The organism is Nonomuraea composti (assembly GCF_012034275.1).
Taxonomy (GTDB): Bacteria; Actinomycetota; Actinomycetes; order Streptosporangiales; family Streptosporangiaceae; genus Nonomuraea; species Nonomuraea composti.
On record NZ_JAATEP010000033.1, the window covers coordinates 104,596 to 126,539 of the forward strand.

The following is a 21,944-nucleotide window of genomic DNA, read 5'->3' on the forward strand; positions in this document are numbered from 1 at the left end:
TCGCTCCGGGTCACCTTCACGAGAAGGTCGGAGCCGCCCGCGCCGCTTCGACACGTTCGGCGGGAGAAATCCAGAAAAGGCCGCCGGCCGGTAGCATCCGCGCGTGGATCGCATCACCTCGGCCATCCCGGAGGCCGGCCCCGCCGACACCGCCGCCCTGCGCGAGATCGACCCCGACGAGCTGGCCCGTTACGTCCTCGACCCCAGGAACCCGTGGTGGCGGCGCCGGCGGTGTGCGGAGGCGCTGTTCAGGCGCGTCCCCGAGGCGCGGGTGCCCGAGTTGCTGGAGCGCATCCGGGATCCGCGCGAGTCCACCGACGTGCGCCTCGCGCTGCTCGCCGTGCTCGGGCACCGGGAGGAGCTGCTGCCGTGGCTGCTGCACGACGACCAGCGCAACAACACCTCGTTCAGGTGGCGGGGGGCGATCCTGAAGGCGCGCGGCGAGGCGGGCGACCTCACGGCGGCGGCCGAGCTGTCGACGCTGGCGTTCGACCAGTGGCACCGCAACAAGGCGAAGGGCAGGGCCGGGCTGGACGCGCTGGTGGAGCGGCACGGCGTGGCAGCGGTCGACCGCCTGCTCGGCGACCGGCCGGAGGACCGGGCGTTCCGGGTGCTCATGCGGCACCGCGCCGGCGAGGACATCACGCCGGCGCTGGCCGACCCCGACGTCGGCGTCGCCTACGAGGCTTACTCGCTGACGTGGGACGACGAGGCGTTGAGGGCGTTCGCCCGGGACGCGCCGACCGTGGAGGGGGCGCTGTGGGCGGCGCTCGGCCTGTACGACGTCACCGACGACCTCGACGAGATCCGGGCCATCGACGAGGCACTGGGCCGGCCGCGCGTCGAGGTGCAGGGCCTGGACGCGGAGATCCGCGCCGCGATCGTGCACCGGTACGTCCCCGAGTGCGAGGTGCGCACCGACCCGCGCTGGCGGATGGAGGCCCTAATCACCGAGCCGCCCCCGCCCACGGACGTGGAAGGGCAGCTCCGGCGGGCGTCGGACGCGCTCGCGCGGGCGGGCCAGTCCCCGGAGCCGCCCGTGCACTGCGGGGAGGACTACGGGCAGGGCACCGGAACGTACCACGTGATCAGGTGCGCGGGCGGCACGGTCCTGGTCAGCATGCTCGGGCGGTTCGTCACCGGCTCGGACGAGGCCACGCAGGTGCGGGCCCCGCTCGAAGCGGCCGGGTTCCGGTGGATCGACGACGACCTCGGCGCGATCACCGTGGACGGGTTGTGCGTGTACTGGTTCGGCACCCGCGACCCGATCAACGTGCGCGCCCTGCTGTTCTACTGGCAGGACTGAGGCCGGGGGCCGGGGGCGCCGGCCCCGCTGCCGGCCAGGAGCCGGGGCCCAGGGGCGTCAGGCGCGCCGGCCCAGGGCGCGCAGCTCGTCCGGGCTCAGCGCGGAGACGTTCTGGTCGATCGGCGAGTCGGTGTACTGGTGGATCGTCCAGGACTTCCAGTCGGCGGGCGGCGTCACGGCGCCCTTGGCCCGCCCGTAGTGGGCGACCCAGAGCGGGTATTCGGCCAGGCCCTTGCCGTAGGTGTCGGCGAAGTTCCAGCCGCTGTAGAACATCGGGGCGATCCCGGTACGGGCCTTGACGTGCGACAGCCACGCCTTGGCCCAGGCGTTGACCTGGTCGACGGAGCGGCCGTCGGTCGTCTCCAGGTCCAGGACGAGCAGGTCGCCGGGCTTGGCGGGCTGGGCGTTCACCACGGCGAGGAAGTGGTCGGCCTCGGCGATGGGGTCGTTGCCGGGGTGGCCGAAGTGGTAGGCCCCGCGGACGATCCCCTTGTCGCCCAGCTCGCGCCAGTGCCGGGCGAACGACGCGTCGCGGAAGGCGGTGCCCTCGGTGGCCTTGACGATGCCGAACTGGGCGGAGCTGGCGCTCCAGTCGTAGAGCGGCTCGTAGTTGGAGATGTCCAGGCCGTAGGAGAGCGCGTGCCCGGCGTGCTGGTGGGTGGCGGCGTGGCCTACGACAGCGCCGGCGACAGGGCCGGCACCGGGGCCGGCGGGGGAGGCCAGGGCCGTGCCGGTCACGCCGGTCAGCGCGACGGCGCCCGCCAGGATCGCGCCGCCGACGGCCAGGCCGAAGCGCTCGGAGAGCTGGTTCTTGAGGGTTGCGGCAAGCTGGGGCTTGGGCATGAGGTGATGACTCCTTGCTTCCATGCCGCCTACCGGGTTAGCTGACGGGTTCGGGCTTGGAAGTGCCCTACGGGCGCGGCGTGGGCCTGGCGTCCGATTCACCCCGGAAATGGTGGGTCCCCGGCTCCGCTGTGGCGCGGATTCGGCGGCCGGGCGTCGTTCTCGGAGCGGCGCCTGCGAGAGCGGTGCCTGCGAGAGCGGTGGCTACGAGAGCGGTGCCCGGTCGACAGAGGGCGACGGCTCGACGCGGAGCGTCAGCACGTGCCCTACAGAAGGTACATATCACCCCAAATAAGGTGCAAATACGGCAAAGGAGACCCGTGCCGTGCACAGGTCTCCATCGCCGCCCCGGCCGGGGATCCGCGGCCGGGTAGATTTTTCCGCCCTACCCCCGATCGGCCTCAGTGGTGGGCGGTGACGCGGCGCCGGCTGAGAGCCAGGCCGAGGGCGATCATGACGATGCCCAGCCCCAGGTGCAGCCAGTTGTCGGCGTTGTTGAGCGGGACGAAGTTGGCCGGGCTGTCATGGCCGACGAGCAGCCCGTAGATCCACAGCAGCAGGTAGATGACCCCGCCGCCGACGAGGAAGTTGCGCGCCCCGCTCCACGTACGGGCGAGCAGGACACCCGCGATGCCGAACAGCAGGTGCACGATGTTGTGCAGGATCGAGACCTGGAAGACGCCGAGCAGGTGCGCGTCGGAGTGGTGACCCGCGAACTGCAGGTCGTCGTACCCGGTCGTGATGCCGGGGATGAAGCCGAGCACGCCGACCAGCAGGAACAGCACGCCGACGACGAGCGCGGCGAGCTGCACGGGAGAGCGGGCGGCGGAAGTACGCGGGGTGTCCATCGGACCTCCCTTGATAGAAGGAACCCTCCTCCTACCCCCAGGCACGAAGTCAGGCGTCCGCCCGCCCCTCCTGGTACAGGTCACGGACGGAGGCGAGCTCCCGCACGGGCACGCGCAGCACGATCCGCTCGCCGTCGATGCCGCCGACCTGCTCCCACGTCACGTACCGGGTGTCGCGGTGCAGCACGCCGAGCAGCGCCCTGATCAGCCACGGGCCCTTGATGGCGGGGCCGCGCTCGTAGCCGAACAGCCGGCCGGTGTGCCGGGCGACCACGATCAGCCCGGCGACGCGGAAGGCGTTCTGGACCTGCTGCAGCAGCGGCCCGTCCTGGATCAGCCGCACGTCGGCGACCTGCCCGACGAGCTCGCCGGCGCTGTCGACGACGGGACGGGCGATGAGCTCACTCATTCTCATGCCGGGCTCCGGGGATGGGCTCGATGAGGCGGCTGCGGACCCACCGTTCGAGGGCGGGCCGCTCCAGCTCGCCGCCGACGTGCACGGCGCTGGAGATGTGGCTGACGTTCGCCATGGGGATGCGCGGCGGCGCCTGCTCGCCGCCGGCGCCGAACAGGCGGGCGGCGCCAGCCATGAGCCGGCCCAGCACGCCGCCGACGCGAGGGCCGAGCGCCAGCGGCCCCATCAGGATGGCGGTCACGTACGGGCGGCCCTCGTCGTCGAAGGCCAGCTCCAGATCGTCCACCTTGCACACGAGCCGGCCGTCGTGGTCGTGCACCACCTGCCGGTCCAGCAGGTGGAGCTGCGCGTGCAGCACGCGGGCACGCCCCGCGTGGCCATTCATTGCCCCGCCTTCGTGGCCAGCATGAGCGGGATCGCCGCGATCGACACCACGACAAGAAGGATCATGAATATCGTCCCCAGCGAGTTGGAGAGCCTGCCGTTCACCTTGTCCTGCATGTAGTCCCGGTCGTTGGCGATCATCAGCACCGGCAGGTACGTCAGCGGCAGCGCCGCCGCCGAGAACACCAGCGAGTACTCGGTCACCATGATCGGGTCGATGGTCGTCAGGATGAGGGCCGTCGCCACGATCATCACCACGAGGATGGTGGCGTGGAACCGCGCCGCCTCGCGCGGCCGGACGAACTTGCCCCACTGCCAGCCGAAATACTGGCTCAGGCAGTAGCCCGACGACAGCGCCACCTCCAGCGTCGCCCCGAACGTGGCCGCGAACACGCCGAGGATCACCAGCGCCAGCCCGATCTGGCCGACGCCCAGCGCGACCGGCAGCACCATCTGGTCCAGCGAGTCCACCTGCACGTGCACCGGCAGGAACACGGTGGCCGCGCACGCGGCGATGGCCAGCGACAGCAGCCCGCCGAGCGGGAAGCCGATGAACACGTTCGCCCGCGAGACCGACAGGTCGGAGCGCGTCCACTTCTCCTCGACGCCGCCGGAGGAGAAGAAGAACACCTCGTACGGCGTCATGGCCCCGCCCAGCAGCGCGATCGCGTAGTAGAAGTACGTCGGCACGGCCTCGCCCTCGGGCGGCGCCGGCCGGGCGGCCTGCTGCCAGAGCTGCCCCCAGTCGGGCCCGAGCTGCCACAGCGCGACGACGAACACCACCAGCGCCAGCCCGCCGAGCCCGAAGACCCGCTCGATGGTCTCGAACTTGACCCGCCACATGACCAGCCACGCCACGAACGCCACGCCCGGCACCCACAGCAGGTAGTTCACGCCGGTGGCCAGCTCCAGGGCCAGCGCCGCGCCGCCGATCTCGGCGGCCACGGTCAGGCCCAGGATGAAGAACGACGCCCCGAGGTTGGCCAGGCCGGCCTTGGGGCCGAGGCGCTCGCGTACCAGGTCGAACACCGCGCGGCCCGAGACCGCCGCGATGCGCCCGGACATCTCGGCGAACACGCAGATGCCCAGCACGCCCAGCACCACCACCCACGCCAGCGACATGCCGAACCGGGAGCCGACCAGCGCGTTGGCGACCAGGTCGCCGATGTCCACGAACCCGCCGATCGCGGTCAGGATGCCCAGCGTGATGCCCAGGAACTTCTTCATTCGTGCTCTTCCTGGAAGCCCCGCAACGTCTCGCCCAGCCCGGCCAGCCGCCGCACCGCGGCCGCCGGGTCCGCCACCCGGTCGCGCCGCACCTCCACGAGCAGCCCGGAGATCTCCTTCTCGGCCCGCTCGGTGACCTCCAGCAGCCGCTCGCCCAGCTTCTCCGCCCGCTCGGACGGCGGCTGCACGCCGCCGAACTGGTCGTTGACGCTCTGCACCTGCCCGGCGGCGTTCGTCAGCACGACTTTCAGGTACGGCCGGGTCAGCCGCTCGCCGCCGCCCACGGCGAGCCGTACCGCCTCGACCGTCGAGCCGACCGTCTCGGCGGAGGCGGCGGCCTTCAGCTCGTAGTCGCGGTCGTTCCACGCCGGGCTCGAACACCCCGCCACCCCGACGGCCAGCACGAGGGCCACCCAGCCCGCTCTCATGACTGCCGCCTCAGCAGCACGTACCCGAGCACGACCAGCAGCGCCAGGAACTGCCCCCACGCCATCAGCAGGACGAGCCCTTCATCCATCACGAGCGTGAACTGCCCTGATAGATCCACATCAGTCCTGCCCTTGTAAGTGAACATCCGTTGCCCTACAGTCGTAGCGCTACAGCTGTTCACTGATGGAGGACCTTCATGCACACCCAGGTGATGGACGCGACGTTCGACGAGATGAGCGCCGCCACCGACCGCCTGCTCCAGGCCGAGATCACCGAGCTGACCGCACGCGAGCAGGCCCTGCTCAACCTCACCGCCGACGTCTGCCGGCAGACCCTCGGCCTGCCCTTCGCCCGGCACGTGCTGGCGGCGCTGGACAGCGGCGTCTCCGCCGACGACCTGCGCGAGCTGCTCCGCTTCGTCGCCTACGACAGCGGCTACCCGGCCGCCCAGTCGGCGCTGGCCCGCCTGGTCGAGCTGGAGCGCGAGCACGACCTGCCCCGCCCCACCGGCCAGACGCACGAGGTGAACGCGAGCGGCTCCGGCAGCCCGCTGCCGGAGCGCATGCGGCAGGAGGTGGCCGCCCTCGACGCCCCCTTCGCCCGCTACATGGACCTGCAGTCACGCATGCGCGCCGGCATGCGTCTGCTGTCGGTACGGGAGCGCGCCTTCATCACGATGACCGTCGACGTGCTCTACCAGACCCTTGAGGAGAGCTTCCGCGCCCACGTCGGCCGGGCCCTGGGCGCCGGCGCCACCCCGGAGGATCTCCGGGCGGTCGTGCGCTTCTCCGCCCGGTTCGGCATGACGACCGCGTGGCGGGCCCTGCACGTGCTCGACGACCTGCTCACCGGCGCCGCCTGAAGGGCGCATAACGAATCTACGTTGTAAAGGCGCTCACATGTTGTGGATCCGGCGCCCGGTGATCTGCTGCGGGACGATCCGCACATACAGCTGGCGCTCCCCGCCGGCCCACGGCGTGACGCCCACGTCGGCCACCTCGTCCTCCGGGAGGTGATGGGCGGCGCCCTGGATGAGGACGCTCCAGCCCGCCCGCTGGGCCTCGTCGATCCGGTCCACCTGGAAGGCGATCTTGATGTCCACCCCGTCCAGGCCGGAGCGCAGATCGGTGTCCATCGGGCCGCCCCGGGCGGTGCGGAAGACGACGGCGCCCTCGTGGAAGCGGTAGTTCACCGGCAGCACCGTCGGCCCGTGCGAGCCGTCGAACGCCACCCGCCCGATCCCGCCCGGCCCCACCAGCCGCAGGCACTCGGCGGTGTCGAGCACCTCCAGCACCGGCTCGTCCATCGCGGGCCCCTGCCCGGGGGGACGCTCGCGGCCGCCGCCCAGCAGATCCTTCACCGTGGTCTCCAGCGCTCTGGCCAGCCGGGTCACGGTGCCCATGTCGGGGGTGCCCAGGTGGGTCTCCAGGTGCTGGACGTATCCGGCCGACATGTCGGCGCGCTCGGCGACCTGGCCGAGCGTGAGACCGAGCCGGTCGCGCCGGTGGTGGACGCGGCGTCCGAAATCGCCGTCGCTCGTCATGACGATGCCCTCCTCATGGTGGTTCACAAGGGTGACGGTAGGCGCGCGGCGCGGCGGCGGGCAGGGCCGTTCGGCCCTTGCCGGGGCGACCTCCGGCCCTGACAGGGGCGGGAGGCGCGTGGTGCGATGGGAGGCATGACGAAGGAGGAGGACATGATCATCGTGGGCGCGGACGGCTCGGTGGCCTCGCGTGCCGCCGTGGAGTGGGCGGCCGGCGACGCCGCACGCAGGCGCGTGCCGCTGCGGGTCGTGCACGTGGCCGACACCTCGTGGTACCAGGTCGGCAAGCCCCCCGGCGCAGGCCTGCCGGACCTGCTGCTGCGCGCGGGCCGGCAGGTGCTGGACGAGGCGGAGGCGCTGGTGCGGGAGCGGCAGCCGGCCGTCGAGGTCACCACCCGGCAGGTGGCGGGCCGGCCCGCCGAGGTGCTGGCCGAGCAGGCGGGGGACGCGACCGCGCTGGTGGTCGGCAGCCGGGGGCTCGGCGGGTTCGCCGGGGCGCTGCTGGGCTCGGTGAGCATGCACCTGGCCGGGCACGTCCACTGCCCGGTGGTCGTGGTGCGCGGCGCGCACCTGCCCGCCGGCGAGGAGGTCGTGGTGGGGGTGGACGACTCGCCGGAGTGCGAGCCCGCGCTGGCCTACGCCTACGAGCAGGCGCTGCTGCGGGGCGCGACGCTCAGGGTCGTGCACGCCTGGCAGCTCCCCGTGCACGCCTACGCCCCGGACATCCCCTACGACCTGGACGACATCCGCGCCCTGCAGCTGCAGGTGATCCGTGACCGGCTGAAGGTGTTCGGCCCGGACCACCCGCAGGTGAGCGTGGTCGAGGACGTCCCGTGCGCGCATCCGGTGGACGCGCTGACGGCGGCCTCCGAAGGCGCCGGCCTGCTGGTGGTCGGCTCGCACGGGCGCGGCGCCCTCGGCTCGGCGCTGCTCGGCTCGGTCAGCCGGGGCGTGCTGCACCACGCCCGCTGCCCGGTCGCCGTCGTCCGCGCCTGAGCGGTCTCGGATCAGCGGAAGTCGCTGAGGCGGAACACCGCCAGCATGTCGGCCTTCCTGGACGAGCCGGTCGAGAAGGACGCTTCGGCGCCGACCCAGCCGCGGAAGGCGCCGCTGTCGTCGATGACCTGCATGAGCGGCTTGACGTGGGAGTTGCCGGTGTAGCAGAACTCGCGGCGCTCCATGGCCAGGCAGGTGCACCAGTGCCACATCGTGTCACGGCGGTCGGAGTTGGAGATCTTCGTGAGGTAGTACTGGATGGAGCTGATGTCGGCCTTCGTCCCGCCGCCGTAGTGGGGGCAGCCGCCGGACTTCTGGCAGGCGCCGCGCGAGGACGGCTGCAGGTACGTCAGGCACGACGTCGTGGTGGTGCAGGCGCGGAAGGAGGAGAGGCTGAACGGCTGGTTGTTCGAGGTGACGAGCTTGTCGCCGGCCCAGCTCGTCAGGTCCTGGCGCAGCGCGCCGGGGAACGCCTTGACCGAGCTCATCGCCCGCCGGGTGCCGATCGCGGCGTTGCTGCCGTAGCCGTACCCGTGCGTGGCCAGGGTGCTGCCCTTGAGGTCGAGGCGGGCCAGCTTGCCGTCGGGGGAGCGGCGGACGGACCACTGCTCCGTCCACGCCTGGGCGATCTTCCACCGGATGGTGAGGACGTCGCCGGCCATGGTGAACGTGCCGGTGCGGCTCTCGTCCGGGGCGCCGGTGTAGCCGCCGGCGGTGAGCACCCGGCACATGCGGGGGCGGGAGGCCGAGCCGCCCGCCTTGGTGGTGCAGCTCTTGTCGGGGACCATGCCGGTGCGCTGCCTGGCCTCGGGACGGCGCTGCCACCACAGGTACGACGAGGCGCTGACCGTGCCGTTCGCGGCGAAGCGGTAGGTGCCCAGGCGGACCCAGTTCTCCCGGGAGGACGCCTTCAGGTGGCCCTGGGAGACGACGTAGGTGCTCTTGCCGCCGGGCAGCGACGCGGCGGCGGCCGGTTGGAGGGGCAGGAGGGCGAGGGCGAGCACGAAGGAGAGGATCGCCGTTGCGGTTCGCATGAGAGCAGGCTCCGGGGAGGCTTGCGGGCTTGGCCGGTGGTCAACGCGTCACCGTACGCGATCTCCCCGGGGCATGTCTCGGAAACGGGCCTGACGGACCGGGATCTCCACATATGCCCGGAATGCGGCATTTGTCGGGTCTTGCGGGCCGCGTGCACGGTCACCGGCCCGCCCGCCGGGGGTTACCGGCTCGCGCCGCCGTGCGCCTGGGCCGAGAGGTCCTGCCCGTCGGCCCACACCTTGAGCCGGTCGGCGTACGCCTGCTGGATCATCGGGTAGAAGCCCTGGCCGAACAGGACGCGCAGCGGCGGCTCGGCCATGGAGACGATCTTGACGAGGGTCTGGGCGGCGGCGGCCGGATCGCCGGCGGGCTGCTTGCCGGCGATCGCGCCCAGACGCCGGCGCAGGGCGTCGTAGGCGGGGTCGGGCTGGGCCATGTGGCCGTTGTTGAGCGGGTCGGGGTTCTGGCCGGCGCGGGTGGCGAAACCGCCGGGCTCGATGATGGTGACCTTGACGCCGAACTCGGCGACCTCGCCGGCCAGGGCCTCGTTGAGCCCTTCCAGCGCCCACTTGGAGGCGTGGTAGGCGCCGCCGAGGGGCATGGCGATGAGGCCGGCGGCCGACGAAAGCTGGATGATGTGGCCCGAGCGCTGCTCGCGCAGGGTGGGCAGGGCCGCCTGGATCACCCAGACGGCGCCGAACAGGTTGGTCTCCATCTGGTCGCGCAACTCCTGCTCGGTCAGCTCCTCGACAGCGCCGACCTGGGCGTAACCGGCGTTGTTGACGATGACGTCCAGCCGGCCGAAGTGCTCGCGGGCCCGCTCGACGGCGGCGAAGACGGCCGCCCTGCCGGTGACGTCCATCGCCAGCGGGAGCACGTTGTCGCCGTAGGCGGCGGTCAGCTCCTCCAGGGCGTCGACGCTGCGGGCGGTGGCGGCCACCCGGTCCCCGTGGGCCAGCGCGGCCTCGACGAAGCAACGGCCCAGGCCGCGCGACGAACCGGTGACGAACCACACCTTGCTCATGATCTTTTCCTGTTCTTCATGGTGTCCGACAACGATGAGGCGCCGGTGGCCCCCCTCCTTGTGACAGCGCGGCCGTGTGACGTACACCACCGGACGCGCATGTCACACCCCGGCGGCGGGCGGCGTCTCGTGAACGAGCACAATGGGGTCGATCAGGCGGGAGCGGGACATGAACGAGCGCGGCGAACCGGCGTCGGCGGCCACGGACGGGCCGCGCGCCGAGCTGTCCGACCCCGCGACCGAGGCGTTCCTCCGCCACCGGAACCTGCTGTTCACCGTCGCCTACGAGATGCTCGGCTCGGCCGCCGATGCCGAGGACGTGCTCCAGGAGACGTGGCTGCGGTGGACGAAGGTGGACCTCGGCCAGGTGGCCGACCGGCGCGCCTACCTGGTCCGGATCACCACCCGGCGGGCCCTCGACCGGCTGCGCACGATGAAGCGCCGCAAGGAGGACTACGTCGGGCCCTGGCTGCCGGAGCCGCTGCTCACCGCGCCCGACGTGGCCGAGGACGCCGAGCTCGCCGAGAGCGTGTCCATGGCGCTGATGCTGGTGCTGGAGACGCTGGCGCCGACCGAGCGGGCCGTGTTCGTGCTGCGCGAGGTCTTCGGCGTCGGCTACGACGAGATCGCCGCCGCCGTCGGCAAGACCCCCGCGACCGTGCGGCAGATCGCGCACCGCGCCCGCCGGCACGTCGACGCCCGACGGCCGCGCGAGATCGTGTCCCCCGACGTGGCCAGGGCGGCGCTGGAGTCGTTCCGGCGCGCGTTCGAGACGGGCGACCTGCAAGGGCTGCTCGACGTGCTCGCGCCCGAGGTCGTCCTGATCAGCGACGGCGGCGGCGTCAAGCAGGCCGCCCCGCGGCCGATCCTCGGCGCCGGCAAGGTGGCCCGCTTCATCATCGGCGGCATCGGCAAGGCCCAGGTCACGCTCACCGGCGACCCCGCCGTGCTCAACGGCAACCCCGCGCTCGTGATGCGCGTGAACGGCGAGATCGACGGCGTCCTGACGGTCAGCGTCGAAGGCTCCCGCATCACCGGCGTGTACTACGTCCGCAACCCCGGCAAGCTCACCCGGATCGGCTCCGAGACCCCGCTCACCCTGCGCTGATCCTTCCCGCGCCCGCCTGCCGCGCGACCGCCGGTCTCCCGCACGCCCCGGCGCCGCGCGGCCGCCCGTTCCCCGCTCGCTCCGGCCCCGCGCGGCAGGCGGTTTCCCGCAGGTAGAGTCCTGGTCTGTGGAGGTCTACCTGCTGATCCTGGGGGATCATCTGCCGGATCCACGTACGGGGCGAGCACCGTCCGAGCCCGAGCGCGTCCGCGCCGTCGTCGAGCAGGCCGTGGTGGCCGAGCAGGCCGGCTTCACCGGCGTGGCGGTGGGCGAGCACCACTTCACCCGTTACATCATCTCCGCGCCGGAGCTGCTGCTCGCCACGATCGCGGCCCGCACGAGCACGCTGCGCCTGTCCACCGGCGTCACGCTGCTGGCCCACCACGACCCGGTGCGCGTCGCGGAGGAGGTCGCCACCCTCGACGTGCTGTCGGGCGGGCGGGCCGAGCTCATCGTGGCCCGCGGCGTGTCCAAGGAGACCGACGTCGCGTTCGGCATCGCGCCCTCCGACCTGCGGCCCCGCTTCCACGAGCACCTGCGGCTGCTGCTGAAGCTGCTGCGGGAGGAGAACGTCACCTGGCGCGGCACGTTCCGCAGCCCGCTGGAGAGCGTGACCACGACGCCGCGCCCCATCCAGCGGCCGCACCCGACGCTGTGGGTGGGCAGCGGCTCGGCGGCCTCCGCCGCCTTCGCCGCGGAGCTGGGCCTGCCGCTCATGCTGCCGAGCACGCTGCGCGACCCGCGCGTGTACGCCGACGTCGTGGCCGGCTACCGGCGCGACCACCCGGGCCGGGTCGCCTTACCCAGTCACGTGTACGTCGCCGAGTACGGCGCCCGCGACCACTGGCGCCCCTATCTGGAGGCGTACGCGGCCTTCGCCAGCCCGTGGCGGGGCGATGGCGGCCGGATCGACATCGACGCGCTGATGGAGGGCGCGGCGATCTGCGGCGACCCCGGCGAGGTCGCCGACCGGCTCAACGCCCAGCAGAAGCTGCTGGGCCTCGACGCGCACCTCGTGCTGATCGACATCGGCGGCCTGCCGCAGGACGACGTGCTGGCCGCGATCCGGCTGTTCGGCGAGAAGGTCGTCCCGCGCCTCACCGGCTGAGGCCGCATCCTTCACCGGTTGGGGCCACATCTTTCACCGGTTGGGGCCGCACCGATGAGTTTCGCGGCCCCGCGCGGTCCGTACCCACGCAAGGCCCGCGCAACCGATCAGTGAGGGACCCATGACCACGAACGCACTCCCGCCCGTCGCCGACGCCGCCACCTGGCGGCGGGAGCTCGACGCGCTGCGCGCCAGGGAGAAGGCCGCGACCCGGGAGCTCGACGCCATCGCCGCCCAGCGCCGCCGCCTGCCCATGGTGCGGATGCCGGACTACACGCTGGAGGGCGAGCAGGGCCCGATCCGGCTGGCGGACGTCTTCGACGGCAAGCGGCAGCTGATCACCTACCACCACATGTGGTTCCCGGGCAAGGAGTGGCAGTGCCCGGGCTGCACGGGATTCACCTCGCAGTTCACCCGGCTCGACTTCCTCGACGCCTACGACGCCCGCTTCGTCGTCGTCACCCAGGGCCCGATCGACGAGGCACTGGCCTACAAGCGGCGCGTCGGCAACCGGATGACCTGGTACTCCACCGCGAACAGCCCGTTCGGCGCCGACGTCGGCGCGCCGGCCGGCGGCGGCTTCGCCGTCAACGTGTTCCTGCGCGACGACGACGACACCGTGTACCGCACCTGGCACACCGACGGGCGCGGCACCGAGCAGCTCAGCCACACCTTCGCGCTCATCGACCTGCTCCCGTACGGGCGGCAGGAGGAGTGGCAGGACTCGCCCGACGGCTGGCCGCGGTCGCCGACGTACAGCCGGTGGGCCTCCTCGAAGGACATCGCCGCGCTCTACGGCCCCGCCGACTAGGGGACAGGGGAGCGGTGCTCGCGCAGCTCCCTGCGCAGCTCGACGGCGCGGTGCAGGTAGTGGGAGGCGAGCGCGGAGCGCCCGGCCGAGCGGTACAGCTCGCCGAGCGTCTGGAACGTCGCCGCCTCCCCGCTGCGGTCACCGAGCTGCTGGAAGATCGCCAGGGACGCCTGCAGCCGGTCGGAGCCGCCGGACCGCTCGCCGTTGGCCGCCTGCAGCCCGCCCAGGCTCTGCATCGCGTACGCGCCGCAGTGCCGGTCGCCGAGCCGCTCGAAGATGTCCAGGGCGCGCCCCTGCAAGCGCATCGCCGCCCCGGCGTCGGCCTTCATGTCGTGCAGGCGGCCCAGGTGCATCGACACGCACCCCTCCCGGTGCGTGTCGCCCAGCTCCCTGGCCAGCCGCAGCGCCTCCTCCAGCCACCGGGACGCCTGCCGCAGGTCCCGCAGCGACAGGAAGATCCGCCCGATCGCCTGCCGCGCGTACGCCTCGCCGCCGCGGTCGCCGACGGCCAGGAACATGGCCAGCGCGTGCCGGAAGGAGCCGAGCGCCCGCAGGTGCCGCCCGGAGAACTGGCTGACCGCGCCCAGCCCGCAGATCGAGATCGCCTCGCCGCGCGCGTCGCCCAGCTCGCGGAACAGCGCCCTGGCCCGCCGCAGCATGTCGTCGGCCTCGGCGTAGCGGTCCTGGTACAGGCACACCTGGCCGAGCCCGCGCAGCATGGCGGCCTCGCCGCGCCGGTCGCCGGCCGCGCGGGCGCTGCCGAGGGCCAGCCGGTGCGTCAGCCGCCACTCCTCCAGTCGGCAGTGCAGGTCGAAGTAGGGGACGAGGGCGGCGGCCAGCTTCCACGCGGAGCCGGCCAGGCCGCTGCCGGCGGCCAGCCGCACGGCCTCCACCAGCGGCTCCCGCTCCGCCTCGAACCACGCCAGCGGGTCGGCGGTGAGCTGCGCGAGCGTCTCGCCGGGCAGGCTCCAGGAGGCGGGTTCCTCGGGCGTCAGGCTGAACAGCGTGGTGGGCAGCCGGGCGGTGGCGTGCCCGGCGGCGCCGGCCCAGCCGTCGAGCACGCGCGCGATCGCCCGCCGCTGCGCCGCGCCGCCCGCGTGCTGCCTGGCCTGGCAGCGCATCAGGTCGTGCACCTGGTAGCGGGGCTGGCCGAGGGCGTCGGTGCCGGCCAGGCGCAGGAGGCTGGCGTCCACGAGGGAGTCCACGACGGCTTCGGTACGGGGGCGGCCCAGCACGGCGTCGGCCACCCAGCCGGGCACGGAGGCCGGGCCGAGCAGGCCGAACGCCTGGAACGCGGTGGCCGCCTCGCCCGTCAGGCGCCGGGTGCTGCGCTCGAACGAGCCGCGCACCTCCAGGTCGCCGGCGCGCAGCTCGTCGAGCCGGGCGGCCTCGTCGGCCAGGCGCCGCTGGAGCACGCCGAGCGGCCAGCCGGGCCGGCCCGCCAGCCGGGCGCCGGCGATCCTGATGGCCAGGGGCAGGTGGCCGCACGCGTCGAGGATCGCCAGGGCGGCCTCCCGGTCGGCGGCCACCCGCCGCTCGCCGACGATCCGGCCGAGCAGGTCCTCGGCCTCGCCGGGCGGCAGGACGTCCAGCTCCAGCAGCAGCGCGCCGGGCAGCTCGGTGACGCGCCGCCGGCTGGTCACCAGGACGGCGCTGCCGCTGCCCGGCAGCAGGGCGCGCACCTGGGCCGCGTCGGCGGCGTCGTCGAGCAGGACGAGCATGGGCCGCTCGGCCAGCAGGGAGCGGTACAGGGCGGAGCGCTCGTGCACCGTGGGCGGCATCGCGGCGCCGCCGACGCCCAGCGCCCGCAGCGCCTCGGCCAGCAGGTCCGCCGGGTCGGCCGGGGTCTCCTCGGTGCCGCCGAGGCACAGGTGCAGCTGCCCGGCGGGGTAGCCGGGGCGGACGGCGTGGGCGCAGTGCACGGCCAGCGCCGTCTTGCCGACGCCGGGCGGGCCGACGACCACGGCGACGGCGGGCGGTCCGTCCGGCCGCCGTTCCCCGGCGGACAGGAAACCCGTCAGGGTGGCGACGGTGGCGGCCCGCCCGGTGAAGTCCGCGATGTCGGCCGGAAGCTGGTACGGCGGTGGCACGCCCAAGCCTGGCGCGGCGCCCGTTCCCAAACCCACGCCCAGGCCCGCGAGCACGCCCGTTCCCGGGCCCGTGTTGATGCTTGAGGACACGGCGGGGTCTGGGAGGGTGTCCTCGGCCAGGACGCGGGCATGGGCCTCGCGCAGGTCCTGGCCCGGCTCGATGCCGAGATCGTCCACGAGCTGCTGCCGGATGACGGCGTAGGCGTGCAGCGCCTCGGCCCGCCGCCCGCTGCGGTGCAGGGCCAGGATGAGCTGCTGCCACAGATCCTCGCGGTACGGGTGCTCGCCGATCAGCTCGCGCAGGCCGTCGATGGCGCAGGCGTGCTCGCCCGCGGCGAGCTGCGTCGCGACCAGCTCCTCGGCCGCGCCGAGCCTGGCCTGGGTGAGGGCGCGCAGCCGCGCGTCCCAGGCGGGGCTGGCCGGCAGGTCGCTGAGTGGCCGGCCGCGCCACAGGTCGAGCGCCGCACGCAGCAGGTCCGCCCCGGCCCCGGTACGCCCGGCGGCCCGCGCCCTGGCCACCAGGTCCTCGAACAGCAGCAGGTCCAGCCGCTCCGCCGCCACCTCCAGCGCGTACCCGGAGGGGTGGGCGGCGATGCGGGCCCCGGCCGTGCCGAGGACCCCGCGTAAGGAGCTCACGTACGTGCGTAGGTTGGCCGTCGCGGACGAGGGCGGGTTCCCGGCCCACAGGACCTCGACGAGCGTGTCGGAGCCGACCACCTGGTTCGCGTCGAGCAGCAGGGTCGCCAGGAGCAGCCGCGGCTTGGTGCCGCCGACGCGCAGGCTCCGGTCCGCGGCCCGGACCTGTAACGGCCCGAGGACGCCGAAGGCTGGTTGATCAACCACTATGACCGCACCTACTCCTTGGCTGGAGGTAATTGCAACCATGGCCGGGTTGAGCCTTTATACCGATTTTGGATGTTCTTTGTACGCCGTACTCGCAATCTTGAGCCCCAGCAAGCGCACGTCGAGAGATCCACTTGATCATGATCGGCGCGGGGCGGTTCCCGTCCCGGAGCCGTACGGAAAGGATCCTTATGCGACCCAGCAGGGTGCTCACGGCGGGGTTCGTCCTGATCTGCGGGCTCGCGGCCGGACAGGCCGCCTCGGCCGCGCCGACGCCGGCCCCCTCACCCACTGCCGCGCCCGCGGACCAGAACGACCCGCCGAACCAGGTCGACGTCCCTGAGGTCTCGACCCTCGCCGCGCCGAGCTTCCAGCTCCCCTTCCCCTGCGGCCAGAGCTGGACGGGCAACTCCAGCGGCAGCAGCGCGCACCGCTCGTACGAGATCGACTTCAACCGCGGCAGCAGCGCCTCCGCCGACCTGGGCGACACCGTCGTGGCCGCCGCGGCCGGCACCGTGGTCATCTCCGCCCACCAGGGCTCCACGAACGGCTACGGCAACCTGGTCAAGATCGACCACGGCGGCGGCTGGACGTCGTACTACGCGCATCTGAACTCCCGCTCCGTCGCCGCCGGCGCGCAGGTCGCCCAGGGCCAGAAGATCGGCACCGTCGGCAACACCAGCAAGCCGGGCAACAACATCAGCCCCCACCTGCACTACGAAGTCCGCCAGGGCACCAGCTACCCCAGCAACATCCGCAAGGCCGTCTTCAACGGCGCCACCTTCGGCTACCCGAACCAGACGCTCACCTCGAAGAACTCCTGCGGCGGCAGCGGCGGCACCAACCCGCACACCGCGACGTCGGTCTGCGGCGCCGGCTACAAGGTGATCGACTCGGCCGCGCTCGGCTCGGCCGGCACCGCCTACCTGCTCTACAACGCGGGCAACGGCACCAACTGCGTGGCCACCATCAAGAAGTCGTCGCTGGGCAAGGCCACGGCGACCAGCGCGTACCTGGAGGTGCAGGGCAAGAGCCGGGTCACCGACAGCGGCAGCTTCGCCTACTACGCGGGCCCGGTGCGGGCCACGGCGGCCGGCAAGTGCGTCAAGTGGGGCGGCAAGGCGGGCTCGGCCGTCTACGACAGCCCGTTCGAGCACTGCGGCTGAGCGCGTCCCCCACGATCGAGAACTTCCTGAGGAGAGAACCACTGTGCGAGCCCGACTGCGCCGCTCAGCCGCGCTGCTGACCGGCGTGCTGATCCCCGCCTCGCTGCTCATGGGGAGCCCGGCCGCGGCCACGTCCGCCGACGGCCCCGTCTCGGGGGCGTTCGCCAAGGCGGCCGCCACGTACGAGGTGCCGCGCGACCTGCTGGTCTCGCTCGCCTACGCCGAGACCCACCTGGACGGCCACGACGGCGAGCCCAGCGCCAGCGGCGGCTACGGCGTGATGCACCTGGTCGCGTCCCGGACTCTGGAGCGCGCGGCCACCCTCACCGACCGGCCGGTGGCGGAGCTGAAGAGCGACGACGCCGCCAACATCACCGGCGGCGCCGCCGTGCTGCGCGCCTACGCCGACGAGGCGGGCCTGGACGCCGCCGCCCGCAAGGACCCCGCCGAGTGGTACGTGCCGATCGCCCGCTACGGCGGCGCCACGTCGCCGGACGTGGCCCGCCTGTACGCCGACACCGTCTACGACCTGCTGGCGGAGGGCGTGCGCGGCACCACCGCGGGCGGCGAGAGCGTCACGGTCAAGCCGCGACCGGTCGAGCCCGACCGCGGCGCCTACGCCAAGGCCAAGGACCTCGACGGCCCCGGCACGCTCGCCGCCTCGACGGACTACCCGCAGGCCACGTGGGTGCCCGCCAACAGCGCCAACTACGCCGTCTCCAGCCGCCCGTCCAGCGACGCGATCGACCGGATCGTCATCCACGTGACGCAGGGCTCCTACCCCGGGACGATCTCCTGGTTCCAGAACCCGGCGGCCAAGGTCAGCTCCCACTACGTGGTGCGCTCCTCCGACGGCGCCGTCACCCAGATGGTCAGGGAGAAGGACCGTGCCTTCCACGCCGGCGACTACAACCGCCGCTCGGTCGGCATCGAGCACGAGGGCTTCGTCGACGACGCCACGTGGTTCACCGACGCGATGTACCGCTCGTCGGCCGCGCTGACCCGCGACATCGCCGACCGCTACGGCATCCCCAAGGACCGCACGCACATCGTCGGCCACAACCAGGTGCCCGGCACCGACCACACCGACCCCGGCGGCCACTGGAACTGGACCACGTTCATGCAGTACGTCACGGGCGGCGGCGGCACCACGAACCCGCACACGCCCGAGTCGGTGTGCGGCAGCGGCTACAAGGTGATCGACAGCGCCGCGCTCGGCTCGGCCGGGACGGTCCACCTGCTCTACAACGCCGCCAACGGCAACAACTGCGTGGCCACGATCAAGAAGACGTCGATCGGCACGGCCAGCGCCACCAGCGCGTACCTGGAGGTGCAGGGCAAGACCCGGATCACCGACAGCGGGAACTTCGCCTACTACGCGGGCCCGGTGCGGGCCGCGGCGGCGGGTGAATGCGTCAAATGGGGTGGCAAGGTGGGCTCGTCCGTCTACGACAGCCCGTTCGAGCACTGCGGCTAGAAACACCGATGCCGGGCCGCACCTTTCCGGTGCGGCCCGGCATCACGCGCTCATCGGCCTCAGGCGGAGACGATGTTCTCGGCCTGCGGGCCCTTCTGGCCCTGGACGACGTCGAAGCTGACCTTCTGACCCTCGGTCAGCTCACGGTAGCCGCCGTTGGCGACGATGTTGGAGTAGTGGGCGAAGACGTCGGCGCCGCCGCCGTCCTGCGCGATGAAGCCGAAGCCCTTTTCCGAGTTGAACCACTTCACAGTGCCGGTGGCCATGTCGATCTCCTTCAGACAGTGCCGGAAACGAGAGATTCACACCGCGTGAATCTCGTGTCGCCGCAATGAGCCCACCCGGAGAAACCGGCAAACAAAAACGCGCCTGATGAAGAATCCGTCAGGCGCGCATAAAGTCTTTATGGGTACCATAACTGCAACGCCTCCAGGCTAACACACCCTCTCGATCACTCTCACGCACCCCGCCGCGACACGCCGCACGCGTCCGTCCCGAACGGCGGGCCGCGGGCGCCGAGCGTCCCGACGCCCCTGAGCGGCTACCTCCTGGGACGGGTGATGAGCGAGGTGACGATCACCACGACGGCGATGATCACTGCGACGATGACGATCGCGACAGGCCATTCCATGACGGCCTCCCTTCCGGCGAAGCCCGACACCTCCAGCACACGCCGCCGCCGGACCTCGCGCCAGGGGCGAAAGTCCCGCGCCGGCACCGGACGCCCCTCGCGAGCCGGGCACAACGGCGCCCGCGCCGGGGACCTTCTGCCCTGCCCCGCGCCCCGCCCGGGACGCGACGCTGGGCCCATCCGGCAGAAGGTGGCGAGGGACATGACCAACGGCACGGCCGATCACATGAGCCCGCTCGACGCGGCGTTCCTCACCCTGGAGGACGAGCAGCCCGAGGCGTCACTGGCGATCTCGTCGGTCGCCGTCCTGGAAGGGCCGCCGCCGGACCACGAGCAGTTCCTCGCGGCCATCCGCGCCCGGCTGCCGCTCGTCGAGCGCTACCGGCAGAAGGCGCGCGAGGTGCCGCTCGACCTGGGGCCGCCCGTCTGGGTCGACGATCCCGCCTTCGACCTCGGCTACCACGTGCGGCGGGTCGCCCTGCCGGCGCCCGGCGGCGACGCCGAGCTGGGCGAGCTGATCGCCGACATCATGTCCCAGCGGCTCGACCGGGGCCGCCCCCTGTGGGAGTACTGGGTGATCGAAGGGCTGGCCGGGGGCCGCTGGGCGCTGGTGTCCAAGGTGCACCACTGCATGGTGGACGGCGTGTCCGGCACCCACCTCTACTACGTGATCTTCGACCTGTCGCCCGAGGGCACCCCGGGCCTGCCGCCCGACGAGTGGCACCCGCGGGCCGAGCCGTCCGCCCTGCGGCTGACCGGCCGCGCGCTGCGGGACCTGCTGCTCAACCCGGCCGAGCAGGCGCGGATGCTCGGCCGTTCCCTGGCCGCCCCGCGCGCCGCCGCCGAGCGGGTCGCGCGGGCCGCGCGCGGGCTCGTGCCGCTGGCCGGCGCGCTGTGGCCGGCGACCGGATCCACGCTGGTCGGCCCGATCGGCGAGCACCGCCGCTACGCCATCGCCCGCGCGAAGCTGGAAGAGGTCAAGGAGGTCGCGCACCGGGCCGGCGTGACGTTCAACGACGTCGTGCTGTCGGCGATCAGCGGCGCGTACCGCACGCTGCTGATCGAGCGCGGCGAGGAACCAGGACCGCACGCGGTGCGCTCGCTCGTCCCCGTCTCGGTCCGCGCCCCCGGCGACGAAGGGGTGTACGAGAACCGGATCTCGCTGCTGCTCGCCTTCCTGCCCGTGCACCTGCCCGGCCCGGCCGAGCGGCTGGCCGCCGTGCACGCGCACCTGGCGGAGCTGAAGGCGAGCGGCGAGGCCCAGACCGGCGAGGCGTTCACCACGCTCGCCACGCACGAGCCCTTCCCGCCCATCGGCTGGGGGACGCGCCTGGCCGCGCACCTGCCGCAGCGCCAGATCGTCACCGTCACCACGAACGTCCCCGGGCCGCGCATGCCGCTCTACCTGCTCGGCCGGCGCGTCCTGGAGATCCTTCCGTACGTGCCCATCGCCACCCGGCTGCGTACCGGGGTGTCCGTCTTCACCTACTGCGACCAGGTCGCCTTCGGCGTGACCGGCGACTACGACAGCGCCCCCGAGGTCGGGCGGCTCGCCCTTGCCATCGAGCAGGAGCTGGCGGGGCTGCGCCGCGCCTGCGCCCCACCTTCGCCGGTGGGACGCGCACCGGCGAGGGTGGCGTCATGACAGCCGGGCCGCACCCCGCCGGGCGCTGGTACCGGTGGCTGTATCGCGGCGGCCGGCCGAACCCGGTGGCCCGGGCGCTGAACCGGGCCTGGGCCGTGGTGCACGCCACCGGGCTGGTGCCCCGCCTGGTGACGCTGGAGGTCGCCGGGCGCCGTACCGGCCGCGTCATCTCCTTTCCCCTGGTGATGGCCGACCACGACGGCGAGTGGTACCTGGTGGCGATGCTGGGGGCGCGTACCAACTGGGTGCTCAACGTGCGCGCGGCCGGAGGCCGGGCGGTGCTGCGGCACGGGCGGCGCAGGAGCGTCCGCCTCGTCGAGGTCGAGCCGGGCCGGCGCGCGGCGATCCTGCGCCGCTACCTGGCCTGCGCGCCGGGCGCGCGGCCGCACGTGCCGGTGCACCGCAAGGCGCCCCTGGAGGAGTTCGAGCGGGTCGCCGCCCGGATCCCGGTGTTCCGGATCACCGCGCCGTGAGGGGAAGGCGCGGGGATGAGGCCGCGTCGTGGGGCGGAGGGTGCCTCGTCGAGAGGAGGGCGCGTCTAGGCAGCACCCGGCCATGGTGCGAGACTGGCCGCGTGGATGGTGAGCAGAGCCCGCTGATGCCGCAGATGCGGCTCGATGAGCTGCTGGCGGAGCTGCAGGTCAGGCTGACGGCGGTGCTGGCCACCAGAGATCGCGTGCACGCGCTGCTGGAGGCCGTGGTCTCGGTCGGCAGCGACCTCGACCTGGAGACGGTGCTGCGGCGCATCGTCGAGACCGCGACCACGCTGGTCGACGCCAGCTACGGCGCGCTGGGCGTCGTCGGGCAGGAGAACACGCTCCTGCAGTTCATCCCCGTCGGCCTCACCGAGGAGGAGATCGCCCGCATCGAGCACTGGCCCCACGGCCTCGGCCTGCTCGGCCTGCTCATCAAGGACGCCCGGCCGCTGCGGCTGAGCCGCATCTCCGACCACCCCGAGTCCTACGGCTTCCCGCCCGGGCACCCGCCGATGGGCACGTTCCTCGGGGTGCCGATC

General features: G+C 72.9%; 23 protein-coding genes and 1 riboswitch. Of the genes, 11 read left to right on the top strand and 12 right to left on the bottom strand.

The features are described from left to right. Positions 1 to 103: 103 nt before the first annotated feature. Positions 104 to 1,306, top strand: coding sequence for a hypothetical protein (locus HCN51_RS36965; RefSeq protein ID WP_168016256.1), 1,203 nt, complete (start codon positions 104 to 106; stop codon positions 1,304 to 1,306). Between the two features lie 57 nt (positions 1,307 to 1,363). Here HCN51_RS36965 and HCN51_RS36970 read toward each other — a convergent pair whose 3' ends face one another. The 7 genes from HCN51_RS36970 to HCN51_RS37000 all read right to left on the bottom strand — a co-directional run bounded on the left by HCN51_RS36970 (position 1,364) and on the right by HCN51_RS37000 (position 5,597). Further along, positions 1,364 to 2,149 (bottom strand): glycoside hydrolase family 25 protein, encoded by a 786-nt coding sequence (locus tag HCN51_RS36970; protein ID WP_168016258.1) that lies wholly within the window; start codon positions 2,147 to 2,149, stop codon positions 1,364 to 1,366. 11 nt (positions 2,150 to 2,160) lie between these two features. Continuing rightward, a riboswitch (cyclic di-AMP (ydaO/yuaA leader) is annotated at positions 2,161 to 2,307 on the bottom strand. A gap of 243 nt (positions 2,308 to 2,550) precedes the next feature. Continuing rightward, positions 2,551 to 2,997 carry a DUF4383 domain-containing protein gene (locus tag HCN51_RS36975; RefSeq protein ID WP_168016260.1) on the bottom strand — a complete coding sequence of 149 codons (447 nt, stop codon included), beginning with the start codon at positions 2,995 to 2,997 and terminating at the stop codon, positions 2,551 to 2,553. A gap of 49 nt (positions 2,998 to 3,046) precedes the next feature. After that, positions 3,047 to 3,412 (bottom strand): hypothetical protein, encoded by a 366-nt coding sequence (locus HCN51_RS36980; RefSeq protein ID WP_168016262.1) that lies wholly within the window; start codon positions 3,410 to 3,412, stop codon positions 3,047 to 3,049. Then, positions 3,399 to 3,797, bottom strand: coding sequence for a hypothetical protein (locus HCN51_RS36985; protein ID WP_168016264.1), 399 nt, complete (start codon positions 3,795 to 3,797; stop codon positions 3,399 to 3,401). The genes HCN51_RS36980 and HCN51_RS36985 overlap by 14 nt, the downstream gene beginning before the upstream one ends. Continuing rightward, entirely contained in the window at positions 3,794 to 5,023 is a 1,230-nt protein-coding gene (locus tag HCN51_RS36990) for an NRAMP family divalent metal transporter (protein ID WP_168016266.1), read from the bottom strand. The genes HCN51_RS36985 and HCN51_RS36990 overlap by 4 nt, the downstream gene beginning before the upstream one ends. Further along, positions 5,020 to 5,451: a hypothetical protein gene (locus tag HCN51_RS36995; RefSeq protein ID WP_168016268.1), complete on the bottom strand. Its 432-nt coding sequence runs from the start codon at positions 5,449 to 5,451 to the stop codon at positions 5,020 to 5,022. The genes HCN51_RS36990 and HCN51_RS36995 overlap by 4 nt, the downstream gene beginning before the upstream one ends. After that, complete coding sequence (locus HCN51_RS37000; protein ID WP_168016270.1) at positions 5,448 to 5,597, bottom strand: hypothetical protein; 150 nt, start codon at positions 5,595 to 5,597, stop codon at positions 5,448 to 5,450. The genes HCN51_RS36995 and HCN51_RS37000 overlap by 4 nt, the downstream gene beginning before the upstream one ends. Positions 5,598 to 5,648: 51 nt before the next feature. On the opposite strand from HCN51_RS37000, the gene HCN51_RS37005 reads away from it, so the two are divergent. Beyond that, positions 5,649 to 6,314 (top strand): carboxymuconolactone decarboxylase family protein, encoded by a 666-nt coding sequence (locus HCN51_RS37005; protein ID WP_168016272.1) that lies wholly within the window; start codon positions 5,649 to 5,651, stop codon positions 6,312 to 6,314. 33 nt (positions 6,315 to 6,347) lie between these two features. Here the strand turns inward: HCN51_RS37005 and HCN51_RS37010 are convergent, their stop codons facing one another. Next, the gene (locus HCN51_RS37010; RefSeq protein ID WP_346433925.1) at positions 6,348 to 7,022 is read right to left on the bottom strand and encodes a helix-turn-helix domain-containing protein; all 675 of its coding nucleotides are present in this window, start codon (positions 7,020 to 7,022) and stop codon (positions 6,348 to 6,350) included. Positions 7,023 to 7,130: 108 nt separating this feature from the next. Here HCN51_RS37010 and HCN51_RS37015 point away from each other — a divergent pair, with 108 nt between their 5' ends. Continuing rightward, entirely contained in the window at positions 7,131 to 7,991 is an 861-nt protein-coding gene (locus HCN51_RS37015) for a universal stress protein (protein WP_240973634.1), read from the top strand. A gap of 11 nt (positions 7,992 to 8,002) precedes the next feature. On the opposite strand, the gene HCN51_RS37020 is transcribed toward HCN51_RS37015, so the two are convergent. After that, the gene (locus tag HCN51_RS37020; protein WP_168016274.1) at positions 8,003 to 9,025 is read right to left on the bottom strand and encodes a hypothetical protein; all 1,023 of its coding nucleotides are present in this window, start codon (positions 9,023 to 9,025) and stop codon (positions 8,003 to 8,005) included. A 182-nt stretch (positions 9,026 to 9,207) separates the two neighbouring features. Further along, positions 9,208 to 10,050 (bottom strand): SDR family NAD(P)-dependent oxidoreductase, encoded by an 843-nt coding sequence (locus HCN51_RS37025; protein ID WP_168016276.1) that lies wholly within the window; start codon positions 10,048 to 10,050, stop codon positions 9,208 to 9,210. A 169-nt stretch (positions 10,051 to 10,219) separates the two neighbouring features. Here HCN51_RS37025 and HCN51_RS37030 point away from each other — a divergent pair, with 169 nt between their 5' ends. The 3 genes from HCN51_RS37030 to HCN51_RS37040 all read left to right on the top strand — a co-directional run bounded on the left by HCN51_RS37030 (position 10,220) and on the right by HCN51_RS37040 (position 13,077). After that, positions 10,220 to 11,158 carry an RNA polymerase sigma-70 factor gene (locus HCN51_RS37030; protein ID WP_168016278.1) on the top strand — a complete coding sequence of 313 codons (939 nt, stop codon included), beginning with the start codon at positions 10,220 to 10,222 and terminating at the stop codon, positions 11,156 to 11,158. 127 nt (positions 11,159 to 11,285) lie between these two features. Further along, positions 11,286 to 12,266 carry an LLM class flavin-dependent oxidoreductase gene (locus HCN51_RS37035; RefSeq protein WP_168016280.1) on the top strand — a complete coding sequence of 327 codons (981 nt, stop codon included), beginning with the start codon at positions 11,286 to 11,288 and terminating at the stop codon, positions 12,264 to 12,266. Positions 12,267 to 12,387: 121 nt separating this feature from the next. Continuing rightward, positions 12,388 to 13,077, top strand: coding sequence for a DUF899 domain-containing protein (locus HCN51_RS37040; RefSeq protein ID WP_168016282.1), 690 nt, complete (start codon positions 12,388 to 12,390; stop codon positions 13,075 to 13,077). Here the strand turns inward: HCN51_RS37040 and HCN51_RS37045 are convergent. After that, a complete protein-coding gene (locus HCN51_RS37045; protein WP_346433926.1) occupies positions 13,074 to 16,010 on the bottom strand; it encodes an AfsR/SARP family transcriptional regulator in 2,937 nt (978 codons plus the stop codon). The genes HCN51_RS37040 and HCN51_RS37045 overlap by 4 nt on opposite strands. A gap of 191 nt (positions 16,011 to 16,201) precedes the next feature. On the opposite strand from HCN51_RS37045, the gene HCN51_RS37050 reads away from it, so the two are divergent. Both HCN51_RS37050 and HCN51_RS37055 read left to right on the top strand, forming a co-directional pair. Continuing rightward, positions 16,202 to 17,176: a M23 family metallopeptidase gene (locus tag HCN51_RS37050; RefSeq protein WP_168016284.1), complete on the top strand. Its 975-nt coding sequence runs from the start codon at positions 16,202 to 16,204 to the stop codon at positions 17,174 to 17,176. 43 nt (positions 17,177 to 17,219) lie between these two features. Next, positions 17,220 to 18,653, top strand: coding sequence for an N-acetylmuramoyl-L-alanine amidase (locus HCN51_RS37055; protein ID WP_168016286.1), 1,434 nt, complete (start codon positions 17,220 to 17,222; stop codon positions 18,651 to 18,653). A 59-nt stretch (positions 18,654 to 18,712) separates the two neighbouring features. Here HCN51_RS37055 and HCN51_RS37060 read toward each other — a convergent pair whose 3' ends face one another. Further along, positions 18,713 to 18,919: a cold-shock protein gene (locus tag HCN51_RS37060; protein WP_080039881.1), complete on the bottom strand. Its 207-nt coding sequence runs from the start codon at positions 18,917 to 18,919 to the stop codon at positions 18,713 to 18,715. A 567-nt stretch (positions 18,920 to 19,486) separates the two neighbouring features. Here HCN51_RS37060 and HCN51_RS37065 point away from each other — a divergent pair. The 3 genes from HCN51_RS37065 to HCN51_RS37075 all read left to right on the top strand — a co-directional run. Continuing rightward, the gene (locus tag HCN51_RS37065) at positions 19,487 to 20,929 is read left to right on the top strand and encodes a WS/DGAT/MGAT family O-acyltransferase (protein WP_168016288.1); all 1,443 of its coding nucleotides are present in this window, start codon (positions 19,487 to 19,489) and stop codon (positions 20,927 to 20,929) included. Continuing rightward, positions 20,926 to 21,402 carry a nitroreductase/quinone reductase family protein gene (locus HCN51_RS37070; protein WP_168016290.1) on the top strand — a complete coding sequence of 159 codons (477 nt, stop codon included), beginning with the start codon at positions 20,926 to 20,928 and terminating at the stop codon, positions 21,400 to 21,402. Before HCN51_RS37065 ends, HCN51_RS37070 begins: the two co-directional genes overlap by 4 nt. 125 nt (positions 21,403 to 21,527) lie before the next feature. After that, on the top strand, positions 21,528 to 21,944 hold a 417-nt coding region (locus HCN51_RS37075; protein ID WP_168016319.1), incomplete at its 3' end, for a GAF domain-containing protein.